The 12,786-nt window shown below is 51.4% G+C and carries 8 protein-coding genes; all 8 read right to left on the reverse strand.

Going from position 1 to position 12,786, the window contains the following annotated elements; all coding sequences use genetic code 11:
* On the reverse strand, window positions 1-3,006 hold the full coding sequence (locus tag HF894_RS06045) for a glycoside hydrolase family 2 protein (protein WP_204971431.1): 3,006 nt from the start codon (window positions 3,004-3,006) through the stop codon (window positions 1-3).
* A 21-nt stretch (window positions 3,007-3,027) separates the two neighbouring features.
* Window positions 3,028-4,362, reverse strand: coding sequence for a PD40 domain-containing protein (locus HF894_RS06050; protein ID WP_204971432.1), 1,335 nt, complete (start codon window positions 4,360-4,362; stop codon window positions 3,028-3,030).
* A 328-nt stretch (window positions 4,363-4,690) separates the two neighbouring features.
* Window positions 4,691-7,585 carry an exo-beta-1,4-galactosidase gene (locus tag HF894_RS06055; protein WP_204971433.1) on the reverse strand — a complete coding sequence of 965 codons (2,895 nt, stop codon included), beginning with the start codon at window positions 7,583-7,585 and terminating at the stop codon, window positions 4,691-4,693.
* 89 nt (window positions 7,586-7,674) lie between these two features.
* Complete coding sequence (locus tag HF894_RS06060) at window positions 7,675-9,144, reverse strand: sialate O-acetylesterase (RefSeq protein WP_021848326.1); 1,470 nt, start codon at window positions 9,142-9,144, stop codon at window positions 7,675-7,677.
* A gap of 55 nt (window positions 9,145-9,199) precedes the next feature.
* Window positions 9,200-9,856, reverse strand: a complete 657-nt coding sequence (locus HF894_RS06065) for a beta-xylosidase family glycoside hydrolase (RefSeq protein ID WP_021848327.1) — start codon at window positions 9,854-9,856, stop codon at window positions 9,200-9,202.
* 20 nt (window positions 9,857-9,876) lie between these two features.
* Window positions 9,877-10,878: a glycoside hydrolase 43 family protein gene (locus HF894_RS06070; RefSeq protein ID WP_021848328.1), complete on the reverse strand. Its 1,002-nt coding sequence runs from the start codon at window positions 10,876-10,878 to the stop codon at window positions 9,877-9,879.
* 185 nt (window positions 10,879-11,063) lie between these two features.
* Window positions 11,064-11,825 carry a hypothetical protein gene (locus HF894_RS06075; protein ID WP_204971435.1) on the reverse strand — a complete coding sequence of 254 codons (762 nt, stop codon included), beginning with the start codon at window positions 11,823-11,825 and terminating at the stop codon, window positions 11,064-11,066.
* A gap of 51 nt (window positions 11,826-11,876) precedes the next feature.
* A partial coding sequence (locus HF894_RS06080; protein WP_204971436.1) for a right-handed parallel beta-helix repeat-containing protein occupies window positions 11,877-12,786 on the reverse strand: 910 nt, incomplete at its 5' end.

Here is a 12,786-nt window from a genome sequence, read left to right on the forward strand (position 1 = left end):
TTACTGTCGCAAATTTTCTTTAAATTCAATCTCCACAATACGCAATTCATGGTTGGTCTTGTCACCATTTTTCGCCTTGAACAGATCCAATTCACCAGCGGCAGGAGCTGCCACTTCTACGATCTGGCCAAACTCGTCTCCTTCCTTGCTGGCTCCTTTCAAACGAATGGTTATTTCATCGGTCAACACAGGCTTCACATTAAGGTGTACGTATCCCAAACTTTTCTCTGTCTCACCACTCCATATTAATTCCTTGCCAGCATAGATTTCCAACGGATAACTACGCATGCGCCAACCTGTCAGCTTCATACAGATTTCGTCGATGCGTGCCGCACGTTCCAGACGATAAGTGATCCAAGCCGTCTGCAAACGGCCGTCGTTCGACCATTCGCTTAACTCATTGTCATCAAAACTATTACCAGCCTTGTCTGCATTGGCTCCTGCCGTAGCCGAGAGGATGCCCGCATCTACCTTTGTCACGACATAAGAAGGAGTAAGCGGAGTCTCCCCACGCGTCAGCCTTCCCTCCAGCTCATCGCCGGGGATGTAGCGGCTCAGGCCCTGTTCCACCTCAACCGGCAGGGTTGTCAGTTGGATTTCGGCGGGTTTCAATCCGTCGGCCACAGCCTTTATGCGGACGGTGCCGGCCTGCACAAGCGAGCGAATCAAAGCACGATTGATGCCACATTCGACCGGCAGGTCTTTAGATAAGATATAGTTATCGGGGCCTTGTGCGATACCGCCACGCCACTCGGCCGGACCTTCCAGCTCGAAATGGATCTTATTGTTGGCCAAGGGGCAACGCAAACCGTCCTTATCGGTCACTTCCACCTGCAAGAGCACCATATCAGCACCATCGGCCTTCCAACCTTTCGGGTTTTGAATGACACTCAGCTTGATTTGCTCCGGTCGGCCAGCAGTCTGCAGCTGGGCACGGCAGCATTCTTTGCCATTCTCATCATACCCCACAGCTTCGAGCTTACCCGGTTCGAACGCAACACGATCGAATGTATAGAGGAAACGATACTTTTGCTCACCACGTCCCAATGATTTCCCGTTCAGGAACAGTTCCACTTGTTCCGTATTCGAAACGACGTATACAGGTTTTACTACCGTATCGTTGTAATTCCAATGGCCGACGATATGGATACGCGGATTTTCGATGTCCACCCAGCCGTCCCACATCACCTGATGAGCAAAGAAAGGATCTTTCGGTATACGCATCGGATCGGTCACGCCGCTACGGCGATAGTTCTCCACACCGCGATAGTGCGTATTGGTATCCGAAAAAATAATCTTGACACCGCCGGAGCTGACACGATCGCCCGTACCCGGACGCTCCCGCCAATAATCGAACCAGCGGATGATATTTTCGATGGTAAACGAGTCCTGATTGTGGTTGTAGGCACGGGCATCAACCTTCTTCTGCACCGTATTAGTCATGGCAGAACGGAACGAATCGTTCCCGGCTCCGTTCTTATGATAGGGATAGGAATATTCGTCCCAATACTTACGCAAGCCTTCGTCACGGCAATATTCCATCGCCCACATCGGATGATGGCTGCTCTTGTTGATGTAGAGCATCTCGCCGCCATACTCTGCCTCGCGGATGTCCAGCATCTCACGCGAGCCGATGGCACGCCCTCCGTGAGGATCATACTGATCACGCAGGGCTTTCATCTCCAGCATGTGCTCACGACTGATGGACTCGTTGCCGCATTCATAGAAAATGATGCTCGGATTGTTACGATTGTAAATAATGGCATCGCGCATCAACTCGACACGTTGTTCCCACTGGCGGCCCTGGCGGTCTTTCTCCGCATCGCCGGCAGGCATGGCCTGCATCAGGCCCACGCGGTCGCACGACTCGATGTCCTGCTTCCAGGGCGTGATGTGCATCCAGCGCACCAGATTGGCGTTGCCTTCCACCATCAAGCCGTTACTATAGTCGCTCAACCAAGCCGGAACGCTCATGCCCACGCCCGGCCATTCGTTGCTGGTGCGCTGGGCAAAACCTTTCACCTGAATGACGCGATCATTCAACCAGATCATTCCTTTACCGAAGCGGGTCTTGCGGAAACCTGTCCGTGTACTGACTTCGTCCACTTTCTCGCCATCCACCCAGAGGCTGGTCTTCACCACGTACAAATAGCCGTAGCCCCAGCTCCAGAAGTGGAGACCGTCTACCTCGGACGACGCCTTCAGGACGGTCTGCTCGCCGGGCTTCACGACGACGGAAGCACTCTCGAACGTCTTCAGCAGGCGGCCGTCGCAGTCGATCAGCTCCGCACGGTAGCTCACTTCCTTCGCCCGACCATACTCGTTCCGCACCTCAGACTCGGCATGGATGACTGCCTTGCGCGACTTCACGCGGATGTCTTCGGCATAGATATAAACACCGGTGGTCTTCAGGTTGCTATAGAGAGGTAGCGTCTGATAGAGCTTGTCCGTGACGTGCAGCCAGACGTTCTTCGGAATGCCGCCGTAGTTGGCATTGAAATTGCGGTCACTCCACTGGTACTTCGTATTAGTGGCGCGCTCCCGGTAATTCCAGTTGTTGTCCACGCGGACGGCCATCACGTTGTCGCCTCCGTAGCGGATATAGGGGGTCAGGTCGAAACCGACCGCCATCGCACCGTTCTCGTGCAGGCCGAGGTAGTGGCCGTTGACGTAGAAGTCGGCTCCCTGGCGCACGCCTTCGAACTCGACAAAGACCTTCTTCCCCCGCGAATCGACAGGCAGGCGGAAGTGCTTGCGATACCACACGACGGTGTCGGTCAGCTGCTCGATGCTGAGCCGGAAAGCCTCGTCTTCATTGAAGGGACGGGGCAGGGTGACCTGTTTCCAGCCCTGGTCGTCAAACCGGACTTCGCGGGCCTGAGGGTCGTCGCCCACATGGAGCAGCCATTCGGCATTGAAATTATACTTACCGCGGACGTCTTGTCCCACGGCGGGGAGCAAGCATCCGAACAAACCAATCAGAAAGATTCCAAACAATCTATACATAGTGTATCAGGTTTTATACGATTATTTATCCAAATTGTCAACTGGCACGTCCACCATCATCAGGTTCAGGCGCTTGCCGTTCGTGAAGTGGCCCGACTGGAAGAGCACCTTCGTGCCGTCGGGGCTGAAGCTGGGATGGGCGTGGTCGGGACGCATCTTCGTGTCGGACACAAGCCAGTGGCGTTCGCCCGTACGGACGTCTATCAGCCAGACGTTGCCGCCGAAGGTATCACCTGCCACCCAACGATCGTCGCGGCTAGCGTTGCAGTGCCAGAAGCCGCGGCCAACGAGCTGGCCGTCGATGGCCTGACGGTCTTTCTCCATTTCCACCTGGCCCAGCAGCTCGACGTCGTCCGTGCGCAGGTTGATGCGCAGGATGCCGCTGGCCTGCTTACGGAGGCGGGGCTGGAAGCCCAGGATGTTGAAATAAACATAGTCGCGGGAGGCGAACGTCTCGTGCGTCACCCAGTCGAGCGCCGTCTCGCGGTACAGGGGCTTGAACACGCGGCCGTCGGCGGTGCAGAACCACATGCGCTGGTGGGCATCGCCACCAGTTTCGTTACAGAAGACGATTTCGCCGGGCGTGAAGCGGCTGGCCTGGATGTGGCCCACCTTGAACTCGGTGTCGATGACCTTCTCCACGCGGCCCGTTTCGAGATTCATCTTACGGATACCACACAGCGTGGGCTGTATCTTGATGGGCTGGTTGCCCTCGGGACGGAAGGCGTTCTGCTTCATGCGCTCCAGTTCTTCGGGCGTGCCGTCGCGCTCGACGGTGATGTAGGCGAAGTCGTCGTTGCAGTCCACGGCGAAGCCGCCGGGACGACCCATTTCTTTTGGGAAGGTACCGATCGTACGCTCGTAATCAGTCGGACGACCTACCTTGCCGCGATTGACGTCGGCGAAGAAGCGGTCGAGGTCCATGACGGAGAGCGTCCACTGCCCGTCGCGGCTGCGGCTGATGAACATGCGGTTGGACTTGCGGGCCAAGTAGACGCCGCCCAGGTCGGTGCCCTCGGTGGCCTGGATGATGCGGCCGGTGGCCACTTCGATGAAGAACATCTGCGTGGGCGTCCAGCGGCGCGTCTTGCCGTCGGACGTCGTGGTCTGCTGCTCGGGGTCGCCGGCGCGGGTGGAAGAGCGGAATATGAGGTACTTCCCGTCGGACGTCCACATCGGATCGGTCTGGTAGAGGAAGCGGTCGTTCTGGAGGGTGTCCGTCAATACAGTAATCGTACGGCCCGTCTGCGCGTCCACGTAGGTTGTCTTTTCGGACGGGGTGCAGTTGCCGAACTGGGCCGAAGCCGTGCCGCCCAGCAGGGCGCACAATGCGGCGGATAGGAAGAGTCTTTTCATGGTTTTGAATGTTTTAGTTTGATTGTGACAGGACAAAATTAGCCCAAATTTCCGGCGGCGGGAATAGAAATTCATCCGTTTCCCATAGTATATCGTTCACGGAAGGACGAAAATGGCCAATTTACGGGGCGCGGCACGCGGGCGAAGCGCTTCGGAGGGCCGCCAACAGTCCTCAGCAGGCCGTCGAAGTTGGTGGACGTAGCATTGCAGTCTGCAATGACACTTCCACCGTGGTGGACAGCATGAAAACATACGTCACAGCCCCATCCACCGTGGTGGACAGGGCTGCGCAGATGGAATTTACGGTATCGACCGCCTCGGCAGGCCGCTATCTCGGCTGCCGGAAGTCGAACATCAGGTCGATGTGCAGACCTTCGTCGCCTTTCTTGATGCGGATGTTGCCCGGCTGGCTGTTCGGTCCCTGCTGCTTGATGGGCTTGAACGAAGCGATGGCGGGAATGTCGAGTAGGAAGGAAAGGTCGCCCTCGGGGAAGCTCGGCATGGTCTGCTTGACGCGGCCGGCAGGCTCTTCGGGCGTGAAGACGCGGTAGAAGATGCCGTCGTTGCGCGAGTAGACGGTGAACGGTGCCTCGTCGCTCTCCATCGTGGCCCAGAACAGGTGGCCGTGGTAGCCCTTGAACTCAGGATAAATCAGGTTTTCGTAGCTCTCGCCGGTGATCGTGTTGTTGTAGTCCTTCTGCCAGATGCCGTACCGGGTGCCCGCAATGCGGTTCTTCCACACGCGGTAGGGGCCGCGGCCCATCCAGCGCATGCCCGTGCAGGCCGCTTCGGGATAGGAGAAGGTCAGGCCCAGGTTGTAGACCTCGGTGTCCATGAAAGCGTCGTCGAAGCCGCCTCCGCCGGAAGCGCGGTTCAGCAGGATGGCGTCCATGTAGAGCAGGCCGTTGTCGGTCAGGCGCCAGACGATGGAGTCGGCCGCGCCCTTGTACTTGGCGCAGAACACGGCGCCGTCTTCACCGTTGCGAAGGTAGCTGAGCGCAGGCTCGTAGCGCATCTTCATGCCCACGGCCACGGGACCGTCCTTGAAGGGAATCTCGCGTCCACCCGCCGTCACGCGGCTGAGCAGGCCAGTCGAGGCATCGAACGCCACGCTGACGTCGGCGCTGCGCAGGACGTAGCTGCCGCCTTCCCTGACGGCTTCGGCCCGCGGTAGGGCCTGGAGGGTCATCGGCGTCCGCTCCATCTTGTGCGCGAAGTACCGTGCGGCCAGGCGGATGGGATAGCTCCAGGTGCAGATGCTGCGGCCCTCCTTGTCGAAGGCTTCCAGCTCGAGCACATCGCCGTCGGCAAAGTTGGCTGGCAGGTCGAAACGCGCCGTACCCGTCTCGCCCGGAGCGATGGCAGGCAGAGTCACCTCGCCTTCGGCCAGGGCCACGGGAGCAGCGGCGACAGTCCTCTGCAAGGGCGTGTCGCACTTCAGGACACGCCAGTCCATGCGGCAGTCCTTCAGGTTGGTGTAGGTATATTCATTGGTCAGCAGGAAACTGCCGTCGAAATGCGAAGTGATGAGCAGCGGCTTCAACTGGATGGGCGACCACTGCGCGCGGATGGCATAGTAGCTGCCCTCCTTCTCGCGGCGCGGGCCTACCACGCCGTCGGGGGCGTTCGATTTGTCCGAGTCGAGGATGCCGCCCTTGTCCGATCGCTTCGGCGCCTCGTCACAGAAGACCCAGACAAATCCGCCGGCAAACATGGGGTTCGTCAGCCAGCGGTCCCAGAAGTCGCGCAGGCCGGCGCCTCCGCCCTGGTCGTACATGGCGTGCATGAACTCCGTGGGCATGAACACCTTGTAGCCGTTCGTGAAGCGGGCCACACCCGTCAGGTAGGCCGGATAGTGGTGCGTGTCCAGGTCGTCGAAGTCGGCCCAGGGATGGATGACGTGGCGCTTCTGCAACTTGTCGTAGCGTGCGAACAGCGGGTCGGTGTCGTAGTTCCATCCACCCTCGTTGCCGTTGCACCAGAGGATGATACAGGGATGGTTGACGTCGCGGCGCATCATCTCGCGCACCAGCTTGGAGCCTACCTCCGAGTCGTAAGCATCCTGCCATCCGGCCAACTCGTCCAAATAGACCAGGCCCAGCGAGTCGCACATGTCGAGGAAATGTTCGTCGGGCGGATAGTGCGAACGGACGGCATTCATGTTCATCTCCTTGATGAGCATGGCGTCCTGACGGCTCATGGCCGCGCTCGTGGCGCGCCCGCCATCCACCGAGAACGAGTGGCGGTTGATGCCCTTCACCACCAGCTTCACGCCGTTCAGGTACAGTCCGTCCTGCGGGAAGAACTCGATGGTGCGGAAGCCCACGCGGAATTCACGCGTCTGCACCACCCGGTCCTCGCGGTCTTTCAGTTGCAGCTTGGCCACGTACAGGTTGGGGTTCTCCGTGTCCCACAGGCGGACGCTGCCCCATTGCGAGGTGAACAGCTGCTCGCGTTCGCCGTTCCCGATGACGTGGGATACCTCCGTCCGTCCCGATAGGTCGGTCATCACGCGGCCGTCCTTCAGCGCAGTCAGGCTGGCCACCAGTTCGTAGCCGCTGGCGTCACCCTCCATCTCGAGCGCCACGTTCAGCCGCCCTTCGGCGTCGGCATTCAGCGTGAAGTGTCCGACGTGCACCTGCGGCAGCACTTCCAACCACACGGGACGATAGATGCCGCCGTAGAGCCACCAGTCGGCCTTCCGCTCGGCGGCGTTGACGGACTTGTTGGCCGACTCTTTGGCCACCTTCACTTCCAGCGTGTTCTTCCGTCCGAACTTCAGCAGGTCGGTGATGTCGTAGTCGAAGCGGTAAAAGCCGCCTTGGTGCATCTCGCCGGCCAGCTCGCCGTTGACGCGCACCTCCACGTCAGTCATCACGCCGTCGAAGAAAATCTTCACCCGCTGTCCGCTCCACGCCTTGGGGACATCGAACCGGTGGCGGTACATGCCCACCTCGTCGCTCGGTTTCTCGCCGGGCACGGTGTACCAGCGTCCGTACGTATAGTTTCCAAATCCCTGCAACTCCCAGTTGCAAGGCACTTCTATTTTTTTCCACTTGCCGCTGTTCTGTCCATGCGTGCAATAAAAATCCCACGTCCGTGTGTCGTCGATGCCCGTGCCCGACAGATAGACACGTTCGGGGTGGAGCGCTTGTGCGCTCGCCCCCGCCGCAAAGATGACCGCGGCGGCCATAGCCAAGCCTTTCAAAACTTTATTTCCCATACAATCCTGTTTTTGTTGCAAAAATGTCACATTATCCGAAAACACGGAATAGACATTCGTACATATTCATGTATTTTTACTTCTCCGCCTTACAGCTCCACGCAAAAGGGCGTTGCAGGAAGCCCCTCCTCGTTAAACAGATTAGGCATTGCCTGTTCATTCCATCCGAATCTCACTTTCGAAGGATTCTTAATATCTGCTACGTCCAGCACCACTTTTCCATCTTCAATAACAGCCTCTACAGGACGGAATACGCCATCGCTGCCTGCCACTTCAAACCAAGTCAGCTTATCGTTAACAGCCTTGAAAGCATTATTGTCCTTATCACGTACCCCAGCTGTCAGCCTGCTTCCTTCCGTACGGAACGTCAGTATCACCTGCTTTTTCTTCAAATAGGCGCGTTTCAGTTGGGGACCACAGCAAACCACCTTCTTATTATAATCCTTAGCCAACGCCCAAAGCGCTAGACGACGACCGACTTCCCATTTATAAGACGGATGAATGTCCTTCAAATGATCCACTAAATCCGTCACGATAACCTGTCCCGTATGTTCCAGGCTCATACAGTTCGTCTGCAAGTCAGCAAACCAGGCTTTCAGGCAGGCATCATGTTTATAATCGTCCCACTGGCGATTGGAATACAAATAAGGAGCAATCTGCACGTAGTACATCGACAGTGTCTTATCTTTGAAAATCGTCCGCCAGACATTCAAAAGCGTTTCAAACTTTTCCACATACAATGAATCATGAGCCATGGCATCCGATTCTCCCTGATACCATGTGAATCCTTTTAGCGTGTAAGGAGCCAACGAGCGAATCATCGTATCATAATATAACGCAATCTTACGCTTTACTGTCGGATGCTGCATCTGTTCCTTGGCATAGAAAGGTGCTTGCTTATAGACGTCTTCCGGTATCCAGTTCTCAATCCGACTTCCTCCCCAAGAAGAAGCAATGATCCCGACGGGTACTTGCAAAGCCTCTTGCAACGTCTTTCCGAAAAAATAAGCTGCTGCCGAGAAAGGAGCAATCGCTGCACTTTCAGCCTCCAGCCATCCTTTAGTCTGACAATCCGGTAAACCATATTTCTTCTCTACCCAAAACAGTCGCAAGCCTTCAGCATTCGGATTTTTCCATTCTTTTTCGGCCAAATCTTCGCCACGGGCGGGCGCAGCATAACGTTTCAACGTCCGGTCCATCGGATATTCCATGTTGGACTGTCCGCCACAAAGCCACACTTCACCAACCAGCACGTTGCCCAATCGAATTTCATTTTCCTCTCCACGCACAATCAAATCTCTTTTTTCGAACGAAGCGTTCATAGGCTTCAGCCACACTTGCCATGTACTATCCGATGTAGCTATACAACTTCGACTCTGCCCCGCGAACTCCACAGTAACCCGTTCGCCTGGATAAGCCTTTCCCCAAATGGCTACCCGTTCTTTTTGTTGTAACACCATGTTCGAAGTCAACACATTGGGCAAAGTCACCTTGGCCAATAACTGGCCAGAAATCATAAGCCCTACACAAACAATAAACAAGCTTTTTCTTAAATTCATAATCAATATTTATTCATGGTTATCGATATTTTCCCACTATCAGCACTTCACCTTCTCAGTCATTCTTTTCACAGTACGTCATATAATCTACATCTATATATCCATTTTCCTGGAGATTATTATAAGTGAACAGTCCTATACGACTTCCTCTATAATTGCCCCATTTCAGCTGGAAGACTGCGTCACACGCGTGGTACTTGTACCCATTAAGACTCCAATAAAAGACAGCCCTTCCCGAAAAATCGATCTCCGTTTTCAGCCACAATGAACGCTGTCCACCAGGCAAAAAAGTAAGCGGCAGCACTTGCTCAGCCCCCTTGCTATTCTTACTCCTATAAACCAAAGATAACCGACCGTTTACTTTGACGACAGCCAGATATGCGTAATCTTTACCACCATTAAAATGCACAAGACCAGCCTCCTGACCGTTATCCATCTTATTGATGTTCAATTTAGCAACTGTCTCACCTTTTCCCCAACGAATATAACGCTGTGACACAATATTTCCCGTAGAAAAGAAGTCTCCTTCACGCAATTGAGCAAAAGCATACAAGCGCAAGTACCCCTTCCGCTCCGATAACGACCATTTTTCCTGTCTGGGTTGATGGTTGAACTCCCATTGATGCCCCAAACGGTCCCCATTAAAGTCGTCCGAAGTCTGAATAAATTCACCAGCCTCTCTGCTTATCGGCTTCGGCAGTTCCCCAACCATCTCTCCCACCCCATCATGATCTATATCCTGCCCAATATGAGGCCCCCCTCCTTCCAGCAAACAGGAACTACACTCAATACACGTCCATCAAAATCTCCAGTACCATGATGAGTCACAAAAAACCATTTTCCGTCTTCCGTATCAACAATTGCTCCCTGATTCGGTTCTTTATCTACCAGCTTGCCTTGAGAATGCATCAACAACAGTTCTTCATAAGGACCATAAATGCTCTTTGAACGACGCATAACAGGCACACGTACTTTATTACCATGAATTTCTCGTACCTCACTAAAATAAATATAATACATCCCATTCCACTTATATAGCTTGTTCGCCTCAGCCGTACGATAGGGTTTCACAACGTATCCTCCAATGATTTCGATATTCTTAGTTACATCACAATTATCATCAATCATACCGTCCAACAATTGAGTACCATCTGAACTCATCTTATAAATATGCGGAAACCAATATTTACCAAAATTGCTAGCTATAATGTATGCATGTCCATCCCCATCCCATAATGGACAGAGATCATCCCACCCCCGACCACGCAATTCTCTCCCGTTACAATCTCTCATAGCTTTTACCTCCCACTTTCCACGAATATCCGAAGTAGTAGCTACAAACCATCCTCCACGCGGAGTCGCGAAATGACAATAAAACATCCCGTCATGATAACGTAACGAACCGGCCCACACACCATTGTAATAGCCTTTCATCTGTGTCCAATCCAATTCCGGATTCAAAAAAGAAATATCATCTACAACATGATTTATTATTTCCCAATGTACCAAATCCTTCGAATGTATCACAATCATTCCAGGAGAGAAACAAAAAGTGGAAGCAATGCCATAATAATCCTCACCAACCCTAATAATATCAGGATCACTATAGTCAGAAGGAATTACCGGATTCCTAAACATTCCATTACCCAAATCTCCAAACTGCGATGTTTGCTGCGCTGACAATACAAACACATGTACAAATATTAAATAACTCCACAGAATAAACGCTCTCATAGGCAGAATAATATTATTCTCAACTATTTTTCTCTCTCGTATAATCAATAAAACCCGCCAGCAGAAATGTTTGTCCAAGCCACTCCACTAACGGGTAATATACCTATCCTCAACTAGCAATTAAAGATGTATTCCTCTCAAAACTTAACAGGGGAAATACTCAACGCCAATGCAAACAAATATCATTATGGTAATAGCAGATCTTTTAATGCCAACTTACAACTCATTTGTTTAGGGCCTGTTGCAGCATTAACATTCAAACAAAGCTCTATCGAGTCACTCATATTCATCCCAGCATTCAAATATTTTGAATAAACCGATTCTGGAGCCTCAAGACTTATAAAAGAAGAAATCGTATGGTACGCCTGATCTACACTATTATTAAAATATAAATTCATCGACAAACGCTTATTAACGACGTCTATGTCCTTTTCTCCATCATAATAGAGCAGAAAATATGTAGGTTGTGTAGGCGAATAATCAAAAGTAGCAACTAGATTCAAATAACCATTTTTCATATAAAATGCACCTTTAGAATCATCAATCGAACGAATGGATTCATTTTTCAATGCAATAGAGTCCAATCCATTTCTTTGATATTCATCACTTAAAGTATCTACGGAAACAATAAACGTTGGTATTTGTTGAGCTGATTTCAAAATGACAGGATAAGTTTTACCTGATTCCAAATCTGTTTGTTCACCCTCCAAATCAAAACCAATAACAACACGACGTGCCTGTTTTACCCATTCTAAGTTTTTTAGACTCTCAGTCGAAGGTTCCAAAATAGCATCAAAATCTGTATAGAATTGATAGCCTCGTATATCATCACCTACCACTGTTACATAAACTCCTAAATAATCAGACCATCTGCTTTCATCTTCACTCAAGCAAGCCCCAAATGAAACTAAACATAAAATCAATATCAAAAACAATAACTTTTTCATCTTAAAAATCGCATTTTATTACATTAAACAAATCACAAAATACTAAAATTTTCATCTTATCCTATTGACGGTATGAGTATAACCCAGTCTACTAGAATACAACCAAGATGACTTAACCGGACGCAAGAATGTTATTTCAGGCAACTTCCCATCAACTTTCCTTGGACTCATCAATAAACTTTCATCTAAACTTTCAAAATCCTCTTTCGTCAGAATACAATTATCAGAATAAAAGGAATTATCCCTTACTATACACTTTGATTTATCTATATCAACAATATCAGCCCCGAGCCTTTTAGGCATGAAAGATACATTTCCCAAAAGTACATGATTATAACCCAATACATCAACCTTTTCTGCAATATTTTTACGATTCAACATACAAAAATTGGAAGGATTCTTATAACCTGTATTATTATACCACAATATTCCTCCCAAATGATGGTTTGCATAAAATCCCTTATTTCTATTATCACAAGCCAAACAATTACTGACAACATGTTCTGGAATAATCTTTGGGGCTTTTGGACGATCACCCATTCCATATCCACCTGCTTTAAAGCCTGTTCCGTCTCCTGCAGGCTTCTTAGTTTGTGGTTGATATCCATTATAGAACGACCAACAACGATCTATTGTTATTGGAGCACTAGCATTAATCAAGTCAAATCCATCATCACTATTCCACCAAGCCCGACATCCTCGAAAAACATTACCCGTATCTGATATACTCGCAGGATGTCCACCAAATCCATCTACATTACCACCTTTAATTCCTTCCGAAAAATTATCGTAATTATTATATGCATCACAATTCAGGACCAGATTATTTTTCCCCTTTGATAAATAAAATCCAATGAGGGTGTGTCGTAATACGCGATTCACCCTCTTTTCTTTATCAACGATAAGAGCGTTGTTAACTTTTTCAAGCAGCGATATTCTGAAGATAATCTCGATATTTTGT

Origin of the sequence: Caecibacteroides pullorum, from assembly GCF_019239235.1 — a bacterium.
Classification (GTDB): Bacteria; Bacteroidota; Bacteroidia; order Bacteroidales; family Bacteroidaceae; genus Bacteroides; species Bacteroides pullorum.